The organism is Cupriavidus sp. FW305-26 (assembly GCF_058787975.1).
Map to the genome: position 1 here is coordinate 127,695 of NZ_JBYTAH010000001.1, position 22,890 is coordinate 150,584.

21 protein-coding genes are annotated in these 22,890 nt (G+C 66.8%); 3 read left to right on the plus strand and 18 right to left on the minus strand.

Annotated features, from left to right (window positions below; genetic code table 11):
- Positions 1 to 24: 24 nt before the first annotated feature.
- Complete coding sequence (locus AC3WQZ_RS00540) at positions 25 to 1,056, plus strand: patatin-like phospholipase family protein (RefSeq protein ID WP_010814506.1); 1,032 nt, start codon at positions 25 to 27, stop codon at positions 1,054 to 1,056.
- Here the strand turns inward: AC3WQZ_RS00540 and AC3WQZ_RS00545 are convergent.
- From AC3WQZ_RS00545 to AC3WQZ_RS00590, 10 genes are all read right to left on the minus strand, one after another.
- Entirely contained in the window at positions 1,037 to 1,681 is a 645-nt protein-coding gene (locus AC3WQZ_RS00545) for an HD domain-containing protein (protein ID WP_454750256.1), read from the minus strand. The genes AC3WQZ_RS00540 and AC3WQZ_RS00545 overlap by 20 nt on opposite strands.
- Positions 1,678 to 5,145 carry an adenylate/guanylate cyclase domain-containing protein gene (locus tag AC3WQZ_RS00550; RefSeq protein ID WP_058696797.1) on the minus strand — a complete coding sequence of 1,156 codons (3,468 nt, stop codon included), beginning with the start codon at positions 5,143 to 5,145 and terminating at the stop codon, positions 1,678 to 1,680. The genes AC3WQZ_RS00545 and AC3WQZ_RS00550 overlap by 4 nt, the downstream gene beginning before the upstream one ends.
- A 142-nt stretch (positions 5,146 to 5,287) precedes the next feature.
- Positions 5,288 to 5,608, minus strand: a complete 321-nt coding sequence (locus AC3WQZ_RS00555; RefSeq protein ID WP_010814503.1) for a Rieske (2Fe-2S) protein — start codon at positions 5,606 to 5,608, stop codon at positions 5,288 to 5,290.
- A gap of 1 nt (position 5,609) precedes the next feature.
- Positions 5,610 to 5,978, minus strand: a complete 369-nt coding sequence (locus AC3WQZ_RS00560) for an SUF system Fe-S cluster assembly protein (protein WP_010814502.1) — start codon at positions 5,976 to 5,978, stop codon at positions 5,610 to 5,612.
- A 6-nt stretch (positions 5,979 to 5,984) separates the two neighbouring features.
- Positions 5,985 to 6,431, minus strand: coding sequence for a Fe-S cluster assembly sulfur transfer protein SufU (gene sufU, locus AC3WQZ_RS00565; protein WP_010814501.1), 447 nt, complete (start codon positions 6,429 to 6,431; stop codon positions 5,985 to 5,987).
- On the minus strand, positions 6,431 to 7,699 hold the full coding sequence (locus AC3WQZ_RS00570; protein WP_492299757.1) for a SufS family cysteine desulfurase: 1,269 nt from the start codon (positions 7,697 to 7,699) through the stop codon (positions 6,431 to 6,433). The genes sufU and AC3WQZ_RS00570 overlap by 1 nt, the downstream gene beginning before the upstream one ends.
- Positions 7,696 to 9,027 carry a Fe-S cluster assembly protein SufD gene (sufD, locus tag AC3WQZ_RS00575; protein ID WP_011617282.1) on the minus strand — a complete coding sequence of 444 codons (1,332 nt, stop codon included), beginning with the start codon at positions 9,025 to 9,027 and terminating at the stop codon, positions 7,696 to 7,698. The genes AC3WQZ_RS00570 and sufD overlap by 4 nt, the downstream gene beginning before the upstream one ends.
- A complete protein-coding gene (sufC, locus tag AC3WQZ_RS00580) occupies positions 9,024 to 9,770 on the minus strand; it encodes a Fe-S cluster assembly ATPase SufC (RefSeq protein ID WP_010814498.1) in 747 nt (248 codons plus the stop codon). The genes sufD and sufC overlap by 4 nt, the downstream gene beginning before the upstream one ends.
- 12 nt (positions 9,771 to 9,782) lie before the next feature.
- Positions 9,783 to 11,231 (minus strand): Fe-S cluster assembly protein SufB, encoded by a 1,449-nt coding sequence (sufB, locus tag AC3WQZ_RS00585; RefSeq protein WP_010814497.1) that lies wholly within the window; start codon positions 11,229 to 11,231, stop codon positions 9,783 to 9,785.
- A 31-nt stretch (positions 11,232 to 11,262) separates the two neighbouring features.
- The gene (locus tag AC3WQZ_RS00590; protein WP_492299921.1) at positions 11,263 to 11,733 is read right to left on the minus strand and encodes an SUF system Fe-S cluster assembly regulator; all 471 of its coding nucleotides are present in this window, start codon (positions 11,731 to 11,733) and stop codon (positions 11,263 to 11,265) included.
- Positions 11,734 to 11,865: 132 nt separating this feature from the next.
- On the opposite strand from AC3WQZ_RS00590, the gene AC3WQZ_RS00595 reads away from it, so the two are divergent.
- Together AC3WQZ_RS00595 and AC3WQZ_RS00600 are read left to right on the plus strand one after the other, a co-directional pair.
- Complete coding sequence (locus AC3WQZ_RS00595) at positions 11,866 to 12,576, plus strand: SDR family oxidoreductase (RefSeq protein ID WP_010814495.1); 711 nt, start codon at positions 11,866 to 11,868, stop codon at positions 12,574 to 12,576.
- A gap of 378 nt (positions 12,577 to 12,954) precedes the next feature.
- The gene (locus tag AC3WQZ_RS00600) at positions 12,955 to 13,926 is read left to right on the plus strand and encodes a Bug family tripartite tricarboxylate transporter substrate binding protein (protein WP_010814494.1); all 972 of its coding nucleotides are present in this window, start codon (positions 12,955 to 12,957) and stop codon (positions 13,924 to 13,926) included.
- Positions 13,927 to 13,930: 4 nt separating this feature from the next.
- Here AC3WQZ_RS00600 and AC3WQZ_RS00605 read toward each other — a convergent pair whose 3' ends face one another.
- The 8 genes from AC3WQZ_RS00605 to zwf form a co-directional block, all read right to left on the minus strand.
- Positions 13,931 to 14,836, minus strand: coding sequence for a LysR substrate-binding domain-containing protein (locus AC3WQZ_RS00605; protein WP_010814493.1), 906 nt, complete (start codon positions 14,834 to 14,836; stop codon positions 13,931 to 13,933).
- A gap of 82 nt (positions 14,837 to 14,918) precedes the next feature.
- Positions 14,919 to 16,157: a metal-dependent hydrolase family protein gene (locus tag AC3WQZ_RS00610; protein WP_010814492.1), complete on the minus strand. Its 1,239-nt coding sequence runs from the start codon at positions 16,155 to 16,157 to the stop codon at positions 14,919 to 14,921.
- 1 nt (position 16,158) lies between these two features.
- On the minus strand, positions 16,159 to 17,484 hold the full coding sequence (locus tag AC3WQZ_RS00615) for an MFS transporter (RefSeq protein ID WP_010814491.1): 1,326 nt from the start codon (positions 17,482 to 17,484) through the stop codon (positions 16,159 to 16,161).
- A gap of 307 nt (positions 17,485 to 17,791) precedes the next feature.
- Positions 17,792 to 18,157 (minus strand): HVO_A0114 family putative DNA-binding protein, encoded by a 366-nt coding sequence (locus AC3WQZ_RS00620; RefSeq protein ID WP_010814490.1) that lies wholly within the window; start codon positions 18,155 to 18,157, stop codon positions 17,792 to 17,794.
- Positions 18,158 to 18,511: a toxin-antitoxin system TumE family protein gene (locus tag AC3WQZ_RS00625; protein WP_010814489.1), complete on the minus strand. Its 354-nt coding sequence runs from the start codon at positions 18,509 to 18,511 to the stop codon at positions 18,158 to 18,160.
- Positions 18,512 to 18,764: 253 nt separating this feature from the next.
- Complete coding sequence (locus tag AC3WQZ_RS00630) at positions 18,765 to 19,676, minus strand: carbohydrate kinase family protein (RefSeq protein WP_010814488.1); 912 nt, start codon at positions 19,674 to 19,676, stop codon at positions 18,765 to 18,767.
- A gap of 28 nt (positions 19,677 to 19,704) precedes the next feature.
- Positions 19,705 to 21,339, minus strand: a complete 1,635-nt coding sequence (gene pgi, locus AC3WQZ_RS00635) for a glucose-6-phosphate isomerase (RefSeq protein ID WP_454750054.1) — start codon at positions 21,337 to 21,339, stop codon at positions 19,705 to 19,707.
- Between the two features lie 24 nt (positions 21,340 to 21,363).
- Positions 21,364 to 22,860 carry a glucose-6-phosphate dehydrogenase gene (gene zwf, locus AC3WQZ_RS00640; protein WP_011617276.1) on the minus strand — a complete coding sequence of 499 codons (1,497 nt, stop codon included), beginning with the start codon at positions 22,858 to 22,860 and terminating at the stop codon, positions 21,364 to 21,366.
- Positions 22,861 to 22,890: the final 30 nt, after the last annotated feature.

Sequence of the window (22,890 nt, forward strand, 5' to 3'; positions counted from 1 at the left end):
TGCCGCCGCTGAAGGGAAGACCGCATGCAGCCAGAGCCTGCACAACCCAAGCCTGTGGCGCTCGCCCTGCAGGGCGGCGGCATGCATGGCGCCTTTACCTGGGGCGTGCTCGACCGGCTGCTGGAGGACGGCAGGCTGGCGATCGAAGGCGTCAGCGCCACCAGCGCCGGGGCCATGAACGCCACCGTGCTGGCCTACGGGCTGCTGCAGGGCGGCAGTGACGGCGCGCGCCTGGCCTTGCATGATTTCTGGGAGGCGATCGCGCACTCGGCGCAGCGCTACAACCCGTTCCGGTGGCTGCCTTGGTTCAAGAGCAGCCATACGCTGGGCCTGAACCATTCGCCGATGTATGCGATGGCCGACATCGCGCTGCGCCTGCTGTCGCCGTACCAGTTCAATCCCAACAACCTCAATCCGCTGCGCGACGTGCTCGGCAGCCAGGTCGACTTTGCGGCACTGCGCGAGCATTGCCCGATCCGGCTCTACCTGTGTGCGACCAATATCGAGACCAGCCGGATACGCATCTTCCCGCCCGAGGAACTCAGCATCGACGCCGTGCTGGCCTCGGCCTGCGTGCCCACGCTGTTCCAGGCGGTCAGCATCGACGGCCAGCACTACTGGGATGGCGGCTATGTCGGCAACCCGGCGATTTTCCCGCTGATCTATCACTGCCAGACCCACGATGTGGTGATCGTCCATATCAACCCGATCGTGCGCCACGGCGTGCCGACCACGGCCGCGGATATTCTGAATCGCGTCAATGAGGTCAGCTTCAACTCGTCGCTGATGCGCGAGATGCGCGCCATTGCCTTCGTCACGTCGCTGATCCAGCAGGGCAAGCTCGACGGCACGGAGATGAAGGAGGTGTGGATCCATTCGATCCGCTCGGACCAGACCATGGCCGCGCTGGGGGTTTCCACCAAGTACAACGCCGACTGGAATTTCCTGTGCTCGCTGCGCGACAAGGGCCGCGCAGAAGCGAGCCGGTGGCTGGAGCAGCACTACGACAGCGTGGGCCGGCGCTCCAGCATCGATATCAGCGGGGAGTTCCTGTAGGCCAGGCCGCCTGCGCCAGCCGCCACGTCAGGTTGGCGCGTGCCTGCGCCTCGTAGCGCGCCTGGAACAGGTCGGTGGTGTAGATGCGCGGGCTGGCCAGCAGCGCACTCAGGAAGGCGCGCTCGGCGGCGTCATAGGCGGCGTCGTCCAGGTCGGTGCGTTCGGCCCGCAGGTTGGCGCCATTTTCCTGGAAGCGCGCGCGGCTGCAGCCCAGCGCCGCCAGGTCGATGTCGGCGGTGAAGCGGCCGGCCAGGCTTGCCGGCACTTCGGCGTGGGTGGTTTCCAGGATAAGGGCGGCCACGCGCGCGGCGGCGGCGATGCTGCCGCCTGACCAATGGCGCAACCATGCGGCGCTGCGTTGCTCGTTGTCCGTGGCGCCGGGCACGTAGATGACGTCGTGGCACCAGAGCGCCAGTTCCACCTCGTCGGTATCCGGTATCGCGCTGCGCGCCCAGTCCAGGTCTTGCAGGCAGCGACGGACATGGTCGAGGGTGTGGTAGTGCCGCGTCGGCTCACCGTAGCAACGAGCGAGATCGGCATAGGCGTCGGCCGCGTGCGTGCCGCCCGCACGTGTCCACAGCGCGACGAAGCGGTCTTGCAGGGGGAGGCCTGGCGTCGAGGTCATGCGTGGGGGCGCTCCGGGGTATTGGCCTGGTCGGCCGCCAGCGCTGCAAGCAGTGCCTGGGCCTCCTGCCAGTCCGCGGTGTCGGTGCCCTCGCTGAAGCTGCCGTGGACCCGCGCCAGCACTTGACGCGCCGCGTCGACCTTGCCTTGTTGCCGCCACAGCCGGGCCAGGCTCAGGGTGGCCTGCAGCTCCAGCGGCTTTGCACCTTGTTCGTGGGCGACCGTGATGGCCCGGTGCAAGCAGGCTTCGGCTTCCTCCTGCGCGGCCGGCGGCGCAGGGCGCTCTGCCGACAGCTGCAGCAGCATCTCGGCGCGCAGCCGGTACACGGTTGCCTCATCCAGCCGTTCTCCGGTCTCTTCCACCAGCGCTTGTGCCTGCGTGAGCACGTCCAGCGCGGCGGTGGTCTGGCCTGCCTTGCCGCAGGCCTCGGCAACCAGGGCCAGCAGGTTCGGCATGCCCAGTCTGCCGCCGGTGGCCTCATAGGCGGCCACGCCCTGGCGCATCAGCGCAACGCCTTCCTGGTGACTGCCCAGCGCCGCCATCGCCCAGCCCTGCAGGACGGTGCCCCACGCCAGGTAGATCGGAAAACCCTGTTCGCCCGAGATGGCGATGGCGGCTTCGGCGTACTCCTGTGTCAGCCGGACTTCGTGCCGGCATTGATGCTGTTCCGCGGCAAAGACCAGGCACAGGGCAAGGTTGTACGCATCCGGGCGGGCACGGGCCATGGCCAGCGCCTCCTGGCAGCGCGCCAGTGCCTGGTCCGCCAAGCCCTGGTACCACAGGATCCAGCCCAGCGTGCTGGTGGCGTGGACGGCCGGGTCGCGCCCGTAGCCCGTGAGGAAGTCGTACGCCGGTTGCTCAGGATGCGGCACCGCGAGCACCGCCTCAACATGCTTGCGCGCGGCGTCCAGCATGCCAAGGCGGAACAGCGTGGCGCCGATCGCGCGATGACCCTCCGCCAGCTGCTTGGGCTTCTGCGACTTCATGGCCAGCGCAAGCAGCCGCTTGCCCAAAGGCAGCGAGACCTCGTATTGCGCACGAAGCTGATAGAACGCCCACAACCCCAGCTGTGCGGAGAACAGGTAGGGCGTTTGCTGGCCTTGCTCGCACAAGGCCAGCGCCCGCCGGTAATTGCCCTCGACTTCGGGCGATGCCTGGCCCCGGGCCGCAATCAGGGCCGGCCCGAGCGCAAGCAGCAGCGTCAGTTCCTGGCGCGCGCGTTCGGCACTGTCGGGTTGCCGCTTGAGCAGGTCGATGGCCGTGCTCAGGTGCCGGATCGCTTCGGCCTGCGCCGAGCGCAGCAGGGCTTGCTGGCCGGCGCAGTGCAGGTACTCGACCGCCTTCGGGATGTTGCCGCTGTTGCTGTAGTGGTGCGCCAGTTCGCTGCAGTAGTCCTTGAGCCGGCCATGGAAGAGCGCCTCGATGGCCTGGGCGGAGCTTTCATGCAAGGCGCTGCGCCGCTCGGTGAGCAGCGAGCTGCCGGCCACCTCCTGGGTCAGCGCGTGCTTGAAGGCGTACTCGACCTCAGGGAATGCCGGCCGTTCGTAGATGAAATCCGCAGCCTGCAGGTCGGACAGCAGCGGATGCAGGTGGTCTTCCGGCAAGCCGGTCACGCGCAGGACCAGGCTCAGCGGGAACTCCTTGCCAATCACGGCCAGGGTCTGCAACAGCTCCTTCTGGGCCAGCGGCAGCCGGTCGATACGGGCGGCCAGCACGCCTTGCACGGTGGTGGGGATATGGAGCAGGGCCGGCGCGGTCTCGATGCGGTAGCAGCCGGGCTGGCCGAGCAGCGCGCCTTCCTCGGCCAGGGTCTGGACCACTTCCTCCATGAAGAAGGGATTGCCTTCGGTCTTGTCGAGGATCAGCCGCTTCAGCGGCACCAGGCTGCGGTCGTCCCCGAGCAGCGCGGTCAGCAGTTCCTGCGCCTCCGCCTGCCCCAGCGGCTGCAGCTGCAGCTGCGAATAATGCCCGTCCGCATTCCAGCGATGGCTGTACTCCGGCCGGTAGTTCACCAGCAGCAGGATGCGCGCGCCGGGCACATGGTCGATCAGCATATTGAGGAAGGCCTCGGTCTCACCGTCCAGCCATTGCAGGTCTTCGAAAATGACTTCCAGCGGCTGGTTGAGGCTTTCCCGGACCAGCAGCCGCGCAATCGCCTCGAAGGTGCGCTGGCGCCGGATGGTCGGGTCCATGGTCGGCAACGGCGAGTCGGGCTCGATGGTGCCGAGCAGGTAGAGCAGGTAGGGCAGGTGTTCTTCCAGCGAACGGTCCAGGGTCAGCAGCCTGCCGGTCACCTTTTCGCGGCAGCTGCGGTCGCCGTCCTGCGCCGTGATCTGGAAATAGCTCTTCAGCATCTCGATCAGCGGCAGGTAGGCAAACGCCTTGCCGTGCGAGACCGAGAAGGTCTCCAGCGCCAGGCAGCCCTGCTGCGATCTGACCTTGAACTCATGGAACAGCCGGGACTTGCCGACCCCCGCTTCGCCGACCACCGCAACAATGCGCCCGTGTCCAGCCTTGGCCTGCCCCAGCGCCGCGTGCAAGTGCGCCAGCTCATCCTGGCGCCCGACAAACCTGGCGAGGCCGCGGTGCGCGGCCACCTGCAGGCGCGTGCGCAAGGCTCCCAGGCCGACGACTTCATATACCGCGAGCGGATCCCGCACGCCCTTGACATGGGTGGTCCCCAGCGCCGTGAACTCGAAATAGCCTTCGGTGAGCTTGTGGGTCGATTCGCTGACAAGGATCGACGCCGGCGTGGCAATCCCCTCCATGCGCGAAGCGATATGGATGGTGTGCCCGACCGGATCGTAGTCGGTGTGCAGGTCATCCTTGCGGATCGAGCGCACCACGACTTCGCCGGTATGGACGCCGATCCGGATCTGCAGCGGGATGCCTTGCTCCAGCCGCACGCGGTCGCTGTGGCGATGCATCGCGTCCTGCATGCGCAGCGCCGCGTAGAGCGCGCGCAAGGCATGGTCCTCGTGGGCAATCGGAGCGCCGAACAGCGCCAGGATGCCGTCGCCGAGGAACTTGGCCACATAGCCCTCATAGTGGTGGACGGCTTCCATCATCAGCGTCACCACGGGGTCGATCAGCCGGCGCGCGTCTTCGGGGTCGAGGTCCTGCGTCAGCGCGGTCGAGCCGGCCATGTCGGCAAACAGCGCGGTGATGGTCTTGCGCTCGCCGGCGGTCTCGCCCCTGGCCTCCATTGCCGCCTGTTCGGCCAGGATGCGCCCGGCAAGGTGGGGCGGGGTGTAGAGGACCGGGGCCGTGGCCGCGGGCGGCGCTGGCGTGGCAGCGGTGCCGACCGGGGCGTCGGTCAGCGCAAAGCCGCAAGCGCGGCAGAACTTCGCGGCTGCAGTGGCTTCCTCACCACACTGCGGGCAGGCTCGGCCAAGCTTTGCTCCGCACGCCTCACAGAAGTTGGCTCCCGCGAGGTTCGCGAAACCGCAACTGGTGCAGCGCATTTCGCCTCCTGGCCGTCGTTGGTTGCCTGGACGGTACTCAAGACTATTAGAGATGGGATCGGCGGGGATGGCAAGGCGGCGCAGCCTGGCGACAGTGCGTCCAGACCCGCCCCCGGCCAAGTGACTGATCGGGGTTGTACGCTTATTCCCCGCGCTCGTCCCTGACCTGCACCTTGCCGTCCGCCACCCGGACCGGGAACGTCGCCACCGGCTCGTAGGCGGGCGGGGACAGCGCCTCGCCCGTCAGCAGGGAAAAGTGCGAGCCGTGGCGCGGGCAGACGACTTCCTGGCCTTCCACGTCGCCGCCGCAGAGCGGCTCGGCCTCATGCGAGCAGAGGTCCTCGATGGCGTAGTAATTGCCATCCACATTGAATACCGCGACCTGGACGCCATCGATATCGACGCTGCGGCAAGTGCCGGGCGCGAAGTCCTCGGCTCGGGCGACATCGATCCACTCGCTCATCTCAGAGCAGCCCCAGTTCCAGGCGTGCCGCCTCGCTCATCCGTTCTCTCGACCAGGGCGGGTCCCACACCAGTTCTACCTCGACCGCGTCCACCCCGCTGGCTTCCATCACCGCGCTCTCCACCACGCCGGGGAAGGTCTGCGCCACCGGGCAGCCCGGCGCGGTCAGCGTCATGCGGATCCCGACCTTGCCGCTGGCTTCGTCCACCGATAGCTGGTAGATCAGGCCAAGGTCGTAGATATTGACCGGGATCTCGGGGTCGTACACCGTGCGCAAGGCCGCTATCACCCGCCCCTCGAGGCTGTCCGGCTCAGCCTCGAACCTGTCTTCGTGTTCCCTGGCCTTGTGCAGCCAATCGATCATGCTCATGGGGTTCTACTCCGTTGAGACCGGCCTGGCACTGTTCTCCAAAGCGGCTTGCATGGTATGCCAGGCCAGGGTGGCGCACTTCACGCGCGCCGGGAACTCGCGCACGCCGGCCAGGACTTCCAGCTTTCCCATCGGCACTTCGGACTGCCCCGGCTTTTCGGTGACCAGCGCGTGGAAGCCGCAGAACAAGGCCCGCGCCTGCGCCTCGGTCTTGCCTTTGAGCGCTTCCGTCATCAGCGACGCAGAGGCAGTGGAGATGGCGCAGCCCGAGCCCTCGAAGCTGGCGTCTTCGATCACCGCGTCGCGGATTCTCAGGTACAGCGTCAGCCGGTCGCCGCACAGCGGGTTGAAGCCCTCGGCGCGGCGGTTCGCTGCCGCCAGCCGCCCGAAATTGCGCGGCGAGCGGCTGTGGTCGACAACCACTTCCTGGTAGAGGTTGCGCAGGTCAGACATCAGGCGAATACCTCCTGTGCCGCGCGCACGGCAGCAAACAGTGCATCCACCTCTTCACGCGTGTTGTACAGCGCGAAGGAAGCGCGCACCGTGGCGGGCACGCCGAAGCGCTCCATCACCGGCATGGCGCAATGGTGGCCGGCACGGACCGCGACGCCGTGCTGATCGAGGATGGTGCCGACATCGTGGGGATGGATGCCGTCCAGCGTGAACGAGAGGATGCTCGCCCTGTCGGCAGCCGTGCCGATCATGCGCAGGCCGGCGATCCTCGCTGCCTGCGCGCTGGCGTAGGCGAGCAGCGCGTGCTCGTGGACGGCGATGGCTTCCAGGCCGAGCGCGCGCACGTACCCGATGGCGGCGCCAAGGGCGATGACGCCGGCGATATTGGGGGTGCCCGCCTCGAACTTGTAGGGCAGCTCGTTGTAGGTGGTCTTGCGGAACGTGACCTCGCGAATCATGTCCCCGCCGCCCTGGTACGGCGGCATGGCATCGAGCAGCGCGGCCTTGCCGTAGAGCACGCCGACGCCGGTGGGCCCGTAAAGCTTGTGCCCGGAGAACGCGTAGAAATCGCAATCGAGGGCCTGCACGTCGACCTTTAGGTGCGGCACGGCCTGGGCGCCATCGATCAGCACCGGGATGCCATGGTCATGCGCCAGCTCGATGATGTGCCGCACCGGGTTGACGGTGCCAAGCGCGTTGGAGAGGTGCGTCAGCGCGACCAGTCTGGTGCGCGGGCCGAGCAATCGCGCGAACTCCTCCAGCATCAGCTCGCCGGCATCGTTGATCGGCGCCACCTGCAGCAAGGCGCCGGTGCGCTGGCACGCCAGTTGCCACGGCACGATATTGGAGTGGTGCTCCATCGCGCTGATCAGGACCTCGTCGCCCGGGCGCAGGCGCTGGCCGAAGCTTGCCGCCACCAGGTTGATGGCCTCGGTGGTGCCGCGCACGAACACGATTTCCTCGCGCCCGGCGGCGTTGATCAGGTCTCGCACTGCGTCGCGCGCGGCCTCGTAGGCATCGGTGGCGCGCTGGCTCAGGGTATGCACGCCGCGGTGGATATTGGCGTTGAGCGCGGCGTAGTAATGCGCTTCGCAATCGATCACGCTTTGCGGCTTCTGGGTGGTGGCGGCGTTGTCCAGATAGACCAGCGGCCTGCCGTTGATGGTCTGGCGCAGGATCGGGAAATCCTTCCGCAACCGCTCCACCTCCAGGCTGGCGGCCGGCACCGCGTGCTCCACGGCCATCCGTTCATGCGCAGCCGTGTTCATGGCAGCTCCTTCACAGGCTCCGGCAGCTTGCCGCGCAAGAGCGTTTCCAGCCGCGTGCGCAATGGGGCCGGGCCGAGCCGCCTGACGACCTCTTCGGCGAAGGCAAAGGTCAGCAGCGCACGCGCCGCGGCATCGTCCATCCCGCGCGAGCGCAGGTAGTAGATCTGCTCGGCGTCGAGCTGGCCGACGGTGGCGCCGTGGCCGCATTTGACGTCGTCGGCATAGATCTCCAGTTGCGGCTTGGTGTCGACCTCGGCCTGGTCGGACAGCAGCAGATTGCGGTTGGACTGGTGCGCATCGCTGTGCTGGGCATCGGCATGCACCACCACCTTGCCGTTGAAGACGGCGCGCGAGGCGCCCGCCAGTACGCCCTTGTACAACTCGCGGCTCTTGCTGTGCGGGCTGGCGTGGTCGACGCGGGTGTGGTGGTCGACATGCTGCCGCCCGGCGGTCATATACAGCCCGTCCAGCGAACACTCGGTATGCTCGGCATTCAGCCCGACATTGATGTCGACCCGCGCCAGGGCGCCGCCCAGGGCAAAGGAACTGGAGGCGCAGCGGCTACCCTGCCGCTGGTCCAGGTTCACTCCGGCGATATGGAAGGCCTTGAGGCTCTCCTGCTGCAGCTTGTGATGTTCGACCTGCGCATCACGCTCGGCAACGATGTCAGTGATGGTATTGGTGCAATAGGCCAGGCCATCCAGGCCGGCGTGGTGCTCCACGATGCAGACCTGGCTGCCGGCTTGCGCCACCACGAGGTTGCGCGCATGGGTTGCCAGTTCGGCAGCGGTGGCAAGGAACAGCAAGTGGATCGGTTGTTCCGGGACGGTGCCGGCCGCCACGCGGATATAGGCACCGTCGGTCATGAACGCCATGTTCAAGGCGGCGAAGCCGGACGGGTAGTCGCTTGTGCGACACAACAGCAGCGCTTCCAGGCAGTCCGGCGCGCGCTCCAGCGTCGCGGCGAGGCTGGCCAGCTCGATGCCCGCAGGCAGGGTGCCGATGCGCGACCATTGCGGCTGGTGCGTGCCATTGACGAACACCATCAGCTGCGCGCCGGCCAGGGCAAGCGCCTCGATCTGGGCTGCCACCGCGGGGTCCGGGCTGTCGCCGGCCTGCGGCAGTGCCACGGCAAAGCGGCTTCGCTCGAGTGCGGCCACGCTGGTGTATTTCCAGTCCTCGTGGCGCAGCGTGGGGAACCCGGCCTGGGCGAAATGATCCAGCGCCTGCCGCCGCGCGTGCGCAAGCCAGCCCAGACGGCGGCCGGGCAGTGCGGCCTCGACGCGGGCGAACTCGGCGAGATAGTGCTCCAGTCCGCTTGCGCTCATGTCGAAGACTCCATCGCGGCATAGCCGTGCCGCTCCAGTTCGCGCGCCAGCTCCGGCCCGCCGGACCTGGCGATGCGGCCTTGCGCAAGCACGTGGACCTGGTCCGGCACGATGTAGTCGAGCAGGCGCTGGTAGTGCGTGACCAGCACAATCGCGCGTTGCGGGCTGCGCATGGCCTCGATGCCCCTGGCGACGATCTTGAGTGCATCGATGTCGAGGCCGGAGTCGGTCTCGTCGAGAATGGCGAGCCGCGGCTCCAGCACTGCCATCTGCAGGATCTCGTTGCGCTTCTTCTCGCCGCCGGAGAAGCCCTCGTTCACCGATCGGTAAAGCAGGTCCTGGTCCATCTCCATGAGCTGGAGTTTGTCCTTGACCAGGGCGAGGAAATCCATGGCGTCCAGCTCCGGCTCGCCACGGTGCTTGCGGATCGCGTTGAGCCCCGCCTTGAGCAGGTAGATATTGGAGACGCCGGGGATTTCCACCGGATACTGGAAGGCGAGGAAGATGCCCGCGCGGGCGCGCTCTTCCGGCGGCATGCCAAGCAGGCTGGTGCCGTCATAGAGGACTTCGCCCTCTGTCACGGTAAAGCGGTCGCGCCCGGCCAGTACGTGGGCCAGGGTGCTCTTGCCCGAACCGTTCGGGCCCATGATGGCGTGCACCTCGCCGGCCTTCACGCTGAGGTCGATGCCGTGCAGGATGGGCTTGTCGTCTACGCTGACGTGCAGCTTGCGAATCTCAAGCATGGCTGGCTTCTTTCATCCGATACTGCCTTCCAGGCTCACGCCCAGCAGCTTCTGGGCTTCCACCGCGAATTCCATCGGCAGCTCCTTGAATACTTCCTTGCAAAAGCCGTTCACGATCATCGAGACTGCATCCTCCGCGCTGACGCCGCGGCTCTGGCAGTAGAACAACTGGTCCTCGCCGATGCGCGAGGTGGAGGCCTCGTGCTCGACCTGGCCGGTGGCGTTCTTCACCTCGATATAAGGGAAGGTATGGGCGGCGCATTTGTCGCCCAGCAGCAGCGAATCGCACTGCGAGTAGTTGCGTGCGCCGACCGCGCTCCTGGCCATCTTCACCAGCCCGCGATAAGCATTCTGGCCGTGGCCGGCCGAAATGCCCTTGGAAAGGATGGTGCTCCTGGTGTTCCTGCCGAGGTGCGTCATCTTGGTCCCGGTGTCGGCCTGCTGGTAGTGGTTGGTCAGCGCGACTGAATAGAACTCGCCGACCGAGTCGTCGCCCTGCAGGATCACGCTCGGATACTTCCAGGTGATGGCGGAGCCGGTCTCCACCTGGGTCCACGAGATCTTCGAGCGCGCGCCGCGGCAGTCACCGCGCTTGGTGACGAAGTTGTAGATGCCGCCCTTGCCGTCCTTGTCGCCCGGATACCAGTTCTGCACGGTCGCGTACTTGATCTGTGCGTCTTCCAGCGCGATCAGCTCCACCACCGCGGCATGCAGCTGGTTCTCGTCGCGCATCGGCGCGGTGCAGCCTTCCAGGTAGCTGACGTAAGCGCCCTGGTCGGCGATGATCAGGGTGCGCTCGAACTGGCCGGTGTTGCTGGCATTGATGCGGAAGTAGGTCGACAGCTCCATCGGGCAGCGTACCCCGGGCGGGATATAGCAGAACGAGCCGTCGCTGAACACGGCGGAGTTGAGCGAGGCGAAGAAGTTGTCGGTATAGGGCACGACCGAGCCGAGATACTGCTGCACCAGCGCCGGATGCTCCCGCACCGCCTCGGAAAACGAGCAGAAGATGATGCCGAGTTCGCCCAGTTTCTGCTTGAAGGTGGTGGCCACCGAGACGCTGTCGAATACCGCGTCCACGGCCACGCCGGCCAGCAGCTCGCGCTCGTGCAGCGGCACGCCCAGCTTTTCGTAGGTGCGCAGCAACTCCGGATCGACCTCGGCCAGCGTCTTCGGTCCGGCCTTCTGGGAGCGCGGCGCGGCATAGTAGGCGATTGCCTGGTAGTCGATGGGCGGGTGCGTCACCGTCGCCCAGTGCGGCTCGGACATCGTGAGCCAGTGGCGGAAGGCCTTGAGACGCCACTCCAGCATGAACTCCGGCTCGCCCTTGATGGCCGAGATCATGCGGATCACGTCCTCATCCAGCCCGCACGGCACCGTGTCCGTCTCAACGGCGGTATAGAAGCCATGCTTATAGCCATGGCTGATCAGTTCATCGAGCTTGCGTGCCGGGGTTGCCATGGTTTGCCTTCGCTTGCCACTGTCACCTGAATCACAAAATGTCAGCTTGCGGCCCGTTTGCGCGTCGGGCGCGCAAGGCGCCGATATCCACCGGGTGCAACACCGGTTGCGCCATATCCGCCAGCGTCACGCCATTCAGTGCGCTAAAGATGACTTGATTGATCGATTGCCAGTTGGCGCGGATGGCGCACAGGCTTTCCTGCGCACACAGGCCGGCAGCGACACTGCACTCGGTCATGCCCGCCGGGCCTTCCATGGCGTCAATCACCTGTGCGATCGAAATCTGTTCCGGCGGTCGCGCCAGCAGGTAGCCGCCATTGGCACCGCGCAGAGACTCCAGCAAGTGGTGCCTTGCCAGCATCTTCAGAATCTTGCTTGCCGTCGGAACCGCCACACCGATCGCGGCGGCGACCTCGGCCGCACTGTAGATCCGGCCCGGGTTGCGCGCCAGGTGCGTCATGATCACCGTGCCATAGTCAGTCAGCTTGCTAAGTCTGAGCATCGTCGCCACCAGTGTTTCTTAAATTAGAACCAATTCGGTCCTGATTTGTTCCGGCACGGAAATCCGCCTAACAAAAGTCGTAACCGACGGTGTATAGATGGCTTATCTGCGCCAGCGAGGAGGACCTCAGGCATGGCCAACCAACCCATTACCGTCATCACCGGCGCGAGCCGCGGCCTGGGCCGCGCAGCCACGCGCCGTCTGGCCACTGTTGAAGGCCATCTGGTCGTCGCCACGGCGCGCACGCCGGCGGACCTCGCTGGGCTTGAGGCAGAGCTCCGGCTCGCGGGGCATCCGATCGCATGCCACCGCCTTGACGTCACGGAAGAAGGCTCGGCGGCCGCACTGGCCAACTGGCTGAGCGAACGCTTCGGACGCGTGGACGTGCTGATCAACAACGCTGGTGTTTCGCTCGACCACTATCACACCAGCCTGCTCGAACTGCCGCTCGCGACCCTGCGCCGCACCCTGGAAACCAATCTGTTCGGCGTGCTGCGGACCACCCAGGCGCTGGCACCGCTGCTGCGCGCCAGCCGCGCCGCGAGGGTGGTCAACCTGGCTTCGGGCATGGGGCAATTGGCGGAGATGGGCCGCGGCGTGCCGGCTTACCGGATCTCGAAAACGGCGCTGAATGCCGTCACGCGCATCCTGGCCGCCGAGATGGCCGATCACGGCGCCAAGGTCAACTCCGTGTGCCCGGGCTGGTGTCGCACCGATCTGGGCGGCCCCGATGCGCCGCGCTCGCCGGAGCAGTGCATCGACACTGTGATCTGGCTGGCAACGCTGCCCGACGATGGTCCCACCGGCGGCTTCTTCCGCGATCGCCAGCCGATTCCGTGGTAGCGATCAATGCTGTGACGCGCCTTCGAGCATCCGGATAGCGGCCGATTTCCCTGCCCGCAAGGGCCGGTACGTGACCATCTTCCGCCCCAATCGGAGGTTCGGAAGCAGTAGCAAAAAGGGACGCCTTGGCGTCCCTTTTTGCATGATTGAACCCAGCGGCTCAGGTGCAGACCGTGTTGGCCGCGTCCTTCGCCTGCACTTCCGGCGGGGTCGGTACCGTCAGCGTCACGGTCGGCCGCCTGTCCGCACATACCCTCGGTTGACGGGATAATTTATGTGGGTAAAATCTAATTCACAACTATGAATAAATGCAGGTGCCAGCCATGGCTGGCCATGCCGGTGCCGGCTTCCGACAACCGCCGTCCAGGAGACAACCCGATGAAACCGAACTTGCGCCGCCGCCTGATGCTGTGCGCCGCCATGCTGGGCGCGATGCCCGCGTTGGCCTGGAGTGACACCTATCCCAGCAAGCCGATCCGCATGGTGGTGCCGTTTGCGCCAGGCGGGGCCACAGACGTGGTGGCGCGGCTGATTTCGCAGAAGCTGGGCGAAGCGCTCAAGCAGTCGGTGGTGGTGGAAAACCGTCCCGGCGCCAACGGCATCATCGGCACGGACATCGTGGCGCGCGCGGCGCCGGACGGCTACACCCTGCTGCTGAACAGCGCCGGCGCGCAGACCCTCAGCCCGGTGCTGTACAAGGCGGGCTATGAGCCGCTGAAGAGCTTTGCGCCGATCTCGCAGATCAGCAATATCGGCTTCGTGATGGTGGTCCATCCGTCGGTGCCGGCCAAGACCGTGCAGGAGTTCGTGGCGCTGGCCAAGTCCAAGACCAAGCCGCTGAGCCTGTCGGCCGGCAGCAGCATGATCGAGCTGATCGGCGCCACCTTCAAGTCCGCGGCGGGCACGCCGGACGTCGTCAGCGTGTCTTACCGCGGCACCGGGCCGCAGATGCAGGCAGTGGTGGCAGGCGAGGTCGACATGACCATCGACCCGTTCAACGGCATGGCGATGATCAAGGCCGGCAAGCTGCGTCCGCTGGCGGTGTTCGCGTCCAAGCGCTCGCCCGCGCTGCCGGACGTGCCGACCATGCATGAGGCCGGCTATGACGGCATGGCCTTCAATTCCTGGGCGGGGCTGCTGGCACCGGCTGGCACGCCCAAGGAAATCGTCACGCGGCTGAACCAGGAGGTGAACCGCATCCTGGCGCAGCCCGAGATCAAGCAGCGCCTGGCAGCGATCGACTATGAGGTGGTGGGTGGCACACCGGAGCAGTTTGCCGCGACCATTGCCGAGGATGCGGCAAGGTGGGCGAAGATCGTCAAGGATACGAACTACAAGGCGGGTTCCTGAGCGATCAGGCTGGTGCAGGCGTCGCCTGCCGCACCAGCCAGCTGCGGAACGCGCGCGCCGCGGCCGGTTCCATCCGGTCGCGCGGCCACACCGCGTAGTAGCCGCCGCCCAGGCTGGCGCTGGCCTCGCTGGCGCGCACCAGCAGGCCTTCGCGCAGGCAGGCGTCGATCATATGGCGCCAGCCCAGTACGATGCCATGGCCTTCCATGGCCAGCTGCAGCAGGATCGGGTACTGGTTGGAGGTGAGCACGTTGCGCAGCGTGGCGTCGGGCAGGCCCTGGTTGGCCAGCCAGGTCTGCCAGGACATCCACTGGCGCTGGCCGTCGTCGAGCATCAGCAGCGTTTCATTGGCCAGCGCGGCCGGGGCCAGCGTGCGGCCGTTCAGGTAGCCCGGCGCGCACACCGGGAACACTTCCTCGCCATACAGCCGTCGTGCTGCCAGTCCCGGCGGCGGGCCCTCGCGCAGATAGTACATGCCGATATCGAACTCCGCCGGCGACAGTGACGCCAGGCTGTCGTTGACGGTCAGGCGCAGCTGGATCTCGGGGTGCGCCTCGCGGAACGAGGCCAGCCGCGGCGTCAGCCACAGCACCGCCACGCCGCTGGAGCACGCCACCGTCAGGGCGGTATGGCTGCGCACCTTCATCACGTCTTCGGTCGCTTCGGCGCAGCCCACCAGCAGGCGCTGCACCACCTCGGCATAGCGCTGGCCGCTGACGGTCAGGCGCAGCGCGCGCGGTTCGCGGATAAAGAGCTTGCGCCCGAGAAAGTCTTCCAGCTGGGCCACCTGGCGGCTGATCGCGCTTTGGGTCAGGTGCAGTTCGGCCGCGGCGCGGGTGAAGCTGCCGTGGCGCATCGCGGCTTCAAACGCGACCAGGTTGGGCAGGGGCGGGAGCGGGGAAATGCGCATGGGGTTTCCGGTCAGAGAAGCCGCCATGATAGACCGCCGGCGCATCCAGCTGGAGGCCAGCGGGAGGGGCGCGCCGCCCGGATCAGCCGGCGCGGCGGTGGATGCGGCCGGCCTGCATCACCACGCTCAGGCGCTCGCCCTGGCCGGCGATCAGGCCGATATCGGCCAGCGGATTGCCGTCGACCAGCAGCAGGTCGGCCAGCGCGCCGGCGCGCACGGTGCCAAGCTCGCCTTCGCGCTGCAGGATGGCGGCCGCGATCGAGGTGGCCGAGCGGATCGCTTCCAGGTTGCCGAGCAGATCGGCGCGGATGCGGAACTCTTCGGCCTGGTGGTCGTGCATCTCGCCCAGCAGGTCCGAGCCATAGCCCATCGGCACGCCGGCATCGGCATAGATGCGCAGCGAGTCGCGGCCGGCCTGGCGCACGGTCTCGATCTTGGCCACGGAGTCGGCCGGCAGGCCCAGGCGGGCGCCGTCGCGCGCAAGCGCGTCGTAGGTGACCAGCGTCGGCACCACGAAGGCGCCGTGCCTGCGCATCTCGTCGGCGCTGTCGCGGTCGACCAGGTTGCCGTGCTCGATGGTGCGCACGCCACAGCGCACCGCGCGCGTGATGGCGCGGCCGGTGTAGGCGTGGGCCATCACATAGGTCTGTGCGGCTTCGGCTTCGGCAACGATCGCGCGGATCTCGTCTTCGCTGTACTGGGTGTTGCCGATCGGGTCGGTAGGCGAGGCCACGCCGCCCGAGGCCATGATCTTGATCTGGCTGGCGCCCTTCTGGATTTCTTCGCGCACGGCCAGGCGCACGGCATCGACGCCATCCACCACGCGCGCGATGGCACCGGCGCGGAAGGCACACGAACAGGGCTCCAGCACATCCGAGCGCGGACGGAAATCACCATGGCCGCCGGTCTGCGACAGCGCCTTGCCCGACGCAAAGATGCGCGGCCCCGGCACCAGCCCGGTGGCAACCGCCTGCGACAGGCCCCAGTCGGCGCCGCCGGCATCGCGCACCGTGGTGAAGCCGCGCTCCAGCATGCGCTGCATGATCGGCAGCGCGCGGATCGCCACCAGCACGTTGGGCTGCACCGCGTTCAGGCCGAGGTTGGCCAGCGAGGCCAGCACATGCACGTGGCAGTCGATCAGGCCGGGCATCACGGTCTTGCCGCGCGCGTCGATGCGCTGTGCGTTGGGGGCATCGATGGCCGGGCCGACCGCGGCAATGCGCTCGCCTTCAACCAGGACATCGTGGCCGCGCAGCAGCTCGCCCGTGCCGGGTTCGAGCACATCGCCGCCGTGGAAAAGGATCTGGGGACTCTGGGACATGTCAGCGTTGTTGCAGGTAGGAAGGTTCGCGCACGAAGCGGGTGCCGACCAGGCTGATGGCGGCGGCGATCATCACGTAGATGGCCGGGGCCATGCTGCTGCCGGTGGTGGCGATCAGCCAAGTGATGATGAAGGAGGCAAAGCCGCCGAAGATCGTCACCGCGAAGTTGTAGGCCACCGACAGGCCGGTCGACAGCACGCGCGCCGGGAACAGTTCGGAGAACGCCGCCAGGATCGGGCCGGTATAGGTGGCGATCAGCACGCCGAACACCAGTTGGAACACCAGCAGCGAAGCCAGGCCGGGCGCATGGTTGATATACGCGAACATCGGCCACGCCAGCACCAGGATCAGCAGCGCCGAGCCGCTCAGCAGCACGCGCCGGCCGATGCGGTCGGCCAGCAGGCCCACCAGCGGCGCGAACACCATGATGGCACTGCCGCCCGCCATGCCGGCGATAAAGCCATCGGCCTGCGGCACCTTCAGCACCTTGACCGCGTAGGTCGGCATGTAGAACAGCAGCACATAGGTGCACACCGTCCACAGGATCACCATCGAGAAGCTGGCCAGGGTCTCGCGCGGGTAGGCCTGCACGATTTCCTTGAGCGGTGAATCGGCGCGCTCGGCGTTGTCGCGGAAGGTCGGGGTTTCATCGAGGTGGTGGCGGATGTAGTAGCCCACCGGGCCGATCACGATGCCCAGCAGGAACGGCAGGCGCCAGCCCCAGCTGTTGAGTGCCTCGGTGCTCAGCGAACTGGTGACGAAGGTGCCCACCGCCGCGCCCAGCAGCACGGCCACGCCGATGCTGGCCTGGATCCAGCTGGAGTAGTAGGCACGCTGGCGCGCCGGGGCGTACTCGGTCAGGAAGGCGGTGGCGCCGCCCATCTCGCCGCCGGCGGAGAAGCCCTGCATCAGGCGCGCCACCACGATCAGCAGCGGGGCGAAGAGGCCGATCTGGTCGTATGTGGGCGCAATGCCGATCAGCGTGGTGCCGAGCGCCATCAGCAGGATGGTCAGCGACAGTGCCGCCTTGCGGCCCACGCGGTCGGCGTAGATGCCCAGCACGATGCCGCCCACCGGGCGCATGAAGAAGCCCACGCCGAAGGTGGCCACGGCCAGCAGCAGCGAGCTGAGGTCGTCGCCGGTGGGAAAGAACAGCTTCGCGATGATGACCGCGAAGAAGCTGTAGACGGTGAAATCGAACCATTCCAGGCCATTGCCGATCACCGTCGCGATGATGGCGCGGCGGCGCTGGCTGGGCTGGATGGCGGGCGCCGCTGGCGCAGCCGGTGTGTAGGGCGCGCTCGTTGGCGCAGCGCTGTTTTGCATGGGTGTTTCCTCCTCTGTGACAGCTGCCGGGGGCAAGGGCCGGTGTCGTCTCAGGCCGGCCGGGCAGATGGTGCAGCTGATGTTAGGAGAAGGCGGGGCGCAGACGGTAGCGATATCTCCGCATGAATGCATGCGCGTGGCGCATGGCTCGGGGTGATCGCGTCGTTGAGAGTATTTGCCGCCCGGACATTGCCGCCTGCTCAAGAGCAGCAGTTTCGCGGCGCTCAACCCCGGGCAGCTGCTGTGGCCGGCGTTCCTGCTGTAGTGGCAAGCGCGCCGGCCATGCAGCCAATCATGTCAGCGGACGCTAGTGAAAAGCAAGCTCAAGCTCCACGCCGCTGTAGTCAACGCGCGGAGCAAGCCTGCGGCGTGGCCCTTGTTCAAAGTGAATCAAGCCATAGCCCTCCATCGTGCGGAGTGTCCGCGACAGGTTCGACACGGCCCGTCCGGTTTTTTGCGATAGCTCTTCGAGCGATTCAGGATTCGTTTCCGCGATCAGCGCAAGCAATTGGCGATTGGCTGGGGACAGGACCTTTGCCAGCACGTCCAGCGATTGAAACCAGACCTTGGGCTCATCCTTTCCGGGCTTGAGTTTGCCGCGGGCGATCGCCATGGTGCGGGCCTTGAAGTCGTCCAGTGAGGCGATGCCAATCTTGAGGTTGCCGCTCATCATTCACTCCTTTTGCTGCAGGATCTTGTCGACCTCTGTCCAGAAATCTTCCAGCAACGTGGAAGCATCGTGGTAGTCGTAGAATCGAACGCCCGCCGCCATGTGCTGGTGGTCGTATTCAATGCGCGTCCGCACTCCTGGCCCGGATCCCTCATTGATGCCGTGCGCATTGTCAAAGCCAAGCAAACGGCAGCCAATCCTGTCATGCAGTGTCAGCGAATACCTCAGTCCGTGAGGGCGTTCCTGCGAGACAGCGCAGGTGCGCACCACGATTTTCACCCAATACAAGCTTTCGTCATCCATGACGAAGCGGAGCCCATCCAGGTCCAATAGTGTGTCGAGGCTACGGTCGCGCATAGGTATGCTATCACAGTGTGATAAGTATAGCGAGCCCGACCGCTTGCATAGTTTCGTACGTCCATAGGACGCCCGAACAACGTTTGTCTGTGGCCAAGGCCCGTCTGGTTAGCACATCACTTTGCCACCGACAATGTAACGAGGAGGTTATTTTCTGGAAATCTGGCGCATATTCAGAGCTTTCCCAAAGGGCTTTCCTTGCTGGCTCCGGCTTTTCCGTTGCTGATCGCTTGCGGCTCCTGTCGCCGGCCCTTCAGGCAGCCAGCAATTCTTCCACTTCCTCGCGCCGCGGCGGATACGCGCCGGCCCGGGTCGCAGCAATTGCCGCCGCGGCGGCAGCCAGCCGCGCCTGCGCGGCAAGGTCGCCCGCCGCGCCGGACAGCACGCCGGCCATCCAGCCGCCCATCGCCGCATCGCCACAGCCGACGGTGTCGGCCACATCAACTGCGAGCGCGGGCTGCTCGACGACAATACTGCCCTTGAGCAACGTCATGCCATGCGCGCCGCGCGTCAGCATGACGGTTGCATCGGGCGCCATGGCGCGTACCTGTGCCAGTGCCGCGTCGATATCGAGCGTGGGAAAGAGTCCGGCCAGGTCTTCGTCGGAGATCTTGACGTAGCTGGCCAGCCGCAGCATGTGTGCGAGGACGTTGGCGTAGCCCGGTGCGCGCATCAGGTCCCGGAAGTTGGGGTCGAAGGCAATGCGCTTGCCCGCCGTTGCGGCCAGCGTGGCTTCTTCACACAGCCGTGCCGCCAGCGGCTGGCGCACCAGGCTGATGGAGCCGAAGTGGATCACCTCTGCCGCCTGGCGCCAGCCCTCTGGCAGGCGCGCCGGATCGAAATGCAGGTCCGCGCTGTCGTCGCCGACAAAGAAGTACTGCGGCGGATGGCGTGACGCGACAAAGGCCAGCAACGGCGAGCGCGCCACCCGCTGCAGGAAGCGGCTGTCCAGGCCGGCGTCAGCGCTGGCCTGGGCCAGGTCATCGCCGAACAGGTCCTGGCTGACGGCTCCCGCAAAGGCGGTGGCAATGCCCAGCCGGGCGCCCACGCGCGCCACGTTCCAGCATGAGCCGCCGGGCAGGCCCAGCCAGCTGCCGTCGGCCTGGCGGACCATGTCGGTCAGGGCTTCTCCGAACACGACATAGCGGGGAAGGGGCGTGGACATCGGCGTCTCCTGTGTTGTTTGCCGCGGGTTAGCCTGCGGCCGTTGCCCGCACTGCCTGGGCGCGGCGGATCAGTGCGGCCGTCGACGCATCATGCGCGGCGGCGCCGGCCGTGCCTTCCAGTTCGCGCTGGATCGGCGCGGCCAGTTTCTTGCCGAGTTCCACGCCCCACTGGTCAAACGAATTGATCTGCCACAGCGCACCCTGCACGAAGGTGCGGTGTTCCGACAGCGCCAGCAGCGCGCCCAGGTGGTACGGGTCCAGCCGCTGCAGCAGCAGCGTATTGCTGGGCCGGTTGCCCTCGAACACCAGGTGCGGCACCAGCGCTTCGTCGCGCACGCCCTCGGCGCGCACTTCGTCGGCGGTGCGCCCGCGCAGCAGCGCCTCGCCCTGTGCAAAGCAGTTGGCCAGCAGCTTGGTATGGTGGCCGGGCAAGTCGCTCACGGGTTCCAGCGTGGCGATGAAGTCTACCGGAACCAGCTGCGAGCCCTGGTGCATCATCTGGAAGTAGGCGTGCTGGCCGTTGGTGCCGGTCGTGCCCCATACCACAGCGGCCGAGCCCGCATCGAGCGCGCCGCCGTCAAGCCGCACGGACTTGCCGTTGCTTTCCATTTCCAGTTGCTGCAGGAAGGCCGGCAGCAGTTCCAGCGGCTCGCAGTAGGGCGCCACGCAGCGGCTGCCGGCGCCGAGGAAGCTGCGGTACCAGACGTCGAGCAGGCCCAGGATCAGCGGCAGGTTGCGCTCGGGCGGTGCGCTGGCGAAATGCAGGTCCATCGCGCGCGCGCCGTCCAGCAATTGCCGGAAGCGCTCGAAGCCGATGGCCACGGCGATCGAAAGTCCCACTGCGGACCACAGCGAGAAGCGTCCGCCCACCCAGTCCCAGAACGGGAACATATTGGCCGGGTCGATGCCGAACTCGGCCACCGCATCGCGGTTGGTCGACACCGCCACGAAATGGCGCGCCAACCCGGCGCGGGTCACGCCTTGCTGCAGGAACCAGTCGCGCGCGGTGCAGGCGTTGGCCATGGTTTCCAGCGTGGTGAAGGTCTTGGAGCAGACGATCACCAGCGTGGTGGCGGCATCCAGCCCCGACAGCGTGCGTGCCAGATCGCTGCCGTCGACATTGGCGACAAAGTGCATGCGCGGGCCGGTGGTTTGTGCATCGCCCAGCGCGCGGCAGACCATGCGCGGGCCCAGGTCCGACCCGCCGATGCCGATATTGACGACGTCGGTGATCGCGCGGCCATCGAACCCGGTCCAGGCGCCACTGCGCACCGCGTTGGCAAAGCGCTCGATCTGTGCCAGCACCGTGGCTACGTCAGCGCCCACGGGCACGCCGAGCGCGCGATAGCCGTCCTCCGGATAGGCGCGCAGCGCGATATGCAGTGCTGCGCGGTGCTCGGTGGTGTTGACCGGTTCGCCGCCGAACATGGCGTCGCGCCGCTCGGCCACGCGCGCCTGGCCAGCCAGGGTGAACAGCAACGCCAGCGTTTCGTCGGTGATGCGGTTCTTGGCGTAGTCCAGCGTCAGGCCGCAGGCTTCGGCGGTGAAGCGCTCGGCGCGCAGCGGGCCGCGCGGGCCTTCGAACCAGTCGCGCATATGGGTGCCGCGCAGGGTGTCGGCGTGCGCGCGAAGGGCTTGCCAGGCGGGCAGGGAAGTGGTCATGTCAGATACTCCGCAATACGTGGGCTACATCTCTTCATGCCAGGCCATGCCGTCTCGCGACAGCAGGGCACTGGAGGCTGCCGGGCCCCAGGTGCCGGCGGTGTAAGGCTTGGGCGGCGTGGGCGAGTTCTCCCACGTCTTCAGGATGGGCGCGACCCAGCGCCACGCCTGTACCTGCTCATCGCGCCGCACGAACAGGCCCAGCCGGCCGCGGATCACGTCGAGCAGCAGGCGCTCGTACGCGCCCACGCGCCGTACACGTGGGGCGGCAGTGTTCAGCTGCAGGTCGAGGGACGCGGGAATCAGCGCCTGCGTGTCGCCCGGCTGCTTGGTCAGGAAATACAGCCGGATGCTCTCCTCGGGCTGCAGCGTGATCACCAGCCGGTTGCCGGACATGATCCCCAGCGGGTGCGGGAACAGCGGGTAGGGCACGTCATGGAAATGGATCACGATCTCCGCCACGCGCGACTGCATGCGCTTGCCGGTACGCAGGTAGAACGGCACCCCGGCCCAGCGCCAGTTGGCGATCTCGGCGCGGATAGCGACGAAGGTCTCGGTGCGGCTGTCGGGCGCGATGCCGGGTTCACTGGCATAGCCGGGCACCGGGTCGCCGCCCGCGGCGCCGCGGGAGTACTGGCCACGCACCACCTTTTCGGCCACGTCTTCCGGCCGGATCGGCCGCAGCGCCTTCAGGATCTTGAGCTTCTCATCGCGGATGGCGTCTTCCGACAGGCTCGTGGGCGGCTCCATCGCCACCATGCACAGCAGCTGCAGCAGGTGGTTCTGCACCATGTCGCGCAGCGCGCCGATGCCGTCGTAGAAGTTGCCGCGGCGCTCCACGCCCAGCTCTTCGGCGATGGTGATCTGCACCTGGCGCACCCATTCGCGCCGCCACAGCGGCTCGAACAGCACGTTGCCAAAGCGCACCGCCATCAGGTTCTGCACCGACTCCTTGCCCAGGTAGTGGTCGATCCGGTAGATCTGGTCCTCGGCAAAGTGCCGCGCCACTTCCGCGTTGATGGCCTCGGACGAGGCCAGGTCGTGCCCGAGCGGTTTTTCCAGCACGATGCGGCTGCGCGGGCCGGTCAGGCCCACGCGCGCCAGTTGCTCGCAGATGGTGACGAACAGGTGCGGGGCCGTGGCCAGGTAGAACACCACCACTGGCGCCGCGCGCGCATTGACCAGCTCGGCCAGCGCGCCGAAGCCGGCATCGGCGTTGGCATCGACCTGCAGGTACACGATGCGGTCGAGAAAGCCCTGCCACGCTGCGGCCGCGGCGTTGCCGGCCAGCGCTGGCAGCACTTCGTCGTTTAGCATCGCCAGGTAGGCGTCATGCGACAGCGGCTGGCTGCCCAGTGCCAGGATGCGCCCGCGCGGATGCAGCGAACCGGCGGCGTGGGCATCGAACAGTGCCGGCAGCAGCTTGCGCCGCGCCAGGTCGCCGGTGGCGCCGAACAGTACGAAATCGAACTCTGGAGCAGGTTCAGGTGCCGGAGCGCCGGCAGGGGGGCTAGCCATCATGGAATCAGCAAATGGAAAAGAGGGTGGAAG

Coding starts and splice junctions, on each gene's coding strand:
- AC3WQZ_RS00540 (WP_010814506.1), top strand. CDS start 25: ATGCAGCCAGAGCCTGCACAACCCAAGCCTGTGGCGCTCGCCCTGCAG.
- AC3WQZ_RS00545 (WP_454750256.1), bottom strand. CDS start 1,681: ATGACCTCGACGCCAGGCCTCCCCCTGCAAGACCGCTTCGTCGCGCTG.
- AC3WQZ_RS00550 (WP_058696797.1), bottom strand. CDS start 5,145: ATGCGCTGCACCAGTTGCGGTTTCGCGAACCTCGCGGGAGCCAACTTC.
- AC3WQZ_RS00555 (WP_010814503.1), bottom strand. CDS start 5,608: ATGAGCGAGTGGATCGATGTCGCCCGAGCCGAGGACTTCGCGCCCGGC.
- AC3WQZ_RS00560 (WP_010814502.1), bottom strand. CDS start 5,978: ATGAGCATGATCGATTGGCTGCACAAGGCCAGGGAACACGAAGACAGG.
- sufU (WP_010814501.1), bottom strand. CDS start 6,431: ATGTCTGACCTGCGCAACCTCTACCAGGAAGTGGTTGTCGACCACAGC.
- AC3WQZ_RS00570 (WP_492299757.1), bottom strand. CDS start 7,699: ATGAACACGGCTGCGCATGAACGGATGGCCGTGGAGCACGCGGTGCCG.
- sufD (WP_011617282.1), bottom strand. CDS start 9,027: ATGAGCGCAAGCGGACTGGAGCACTATCTCGCCGAGTTCGCCCGCGTC.
- sufC (WP_010814498.1), bottom strand. CDS start 9,770: ATGCTTGAGATTCGCAAGCTGCACGTCAGCGTAGACGACAAGCCCATC.
- sufB (WP_010814497.1), bottom strand. CDS start 11,231: ATGGCAACCCCGGCACGCAAGCTCGATGAACTGATCAGCCATGGCTAT.
- AC3WQZ_RS00590 (WP_492299921.1), bottom strand. CDS start 11,733: ATGCTCAGACTTAGCAAGCTGACTGACTATGGCACGGTGATCATGACG.
- AC3WQZ_RS00595 (WP_010814495.1), top strand. CDS start 11,866: ATGGCCAACCAACCCATTACCGTCATCACCGGCGCGAGCCGCGGCCTG.
- AC3WQZ_RS00600 (WP_010814494.1), top strand. CDS start 12,955: ATGAAACCGAACTTGCGCCGCCGCCTGATGCTGTGCGCCGCCATGCTG.
- AC3WQZ_RS00605 (WP_010814493.1), bottom strand. CDS start 14,836: ATGCGCATTTCCCCGCTCCCGCCCCTGCCCAACCTGGTCGCGTTTGAA.
- AC3WQZ_RS00610 (WP_010814492.1), bottom strand. CDS start 16,157: ATGTCCCAGAGTCCCCAGATCCTTTTCCACGGCGGCGATGTGCTCGAA.
- AC3WQZ_RS00615 (WP_010814491.1), bottom strand. CDS start 17,484: ATGCAAAACAGCGCTGCGCCAACGAGCGCGCCCTACACACCGGCTGCG.
- AC3WQZ_RS00620 (WP_010814490.1), bottom strand. CDS start 18,157: ATGATGAGCGGCAACCTCAAGATTGGCATCGCCTCACTGGACGACTTC.
- AC3WQZ_RS00625 (WP_010814489.1), bottom strand. CDS start 18,511: ATGCGCGACCGTAGCCTCGACACACTATTGGACCTGGATGGGCTCCGC.
- AC3WQZ_RS00630 (WP_010814488.1), bottom strand. CDS start 19,676: ATGTCCACGCCCCTTCCCCGCTATGTCGTGTTCGGAGAAGCCCTGACC.
- pgi (WP_454750054.1), bottom strand. CDS start 21,339: ATGACCACTTCCCTGCCCGCCTGGCAAGCCCTTCGCGCGCACGCCGAC.
- zwf (WP_011617276.1), bottom strand. CDS start 22,860: ATGATGGCTAGCCCCCCTGCCGGCGCTCCGGCACCTGAACCTGCTCCA.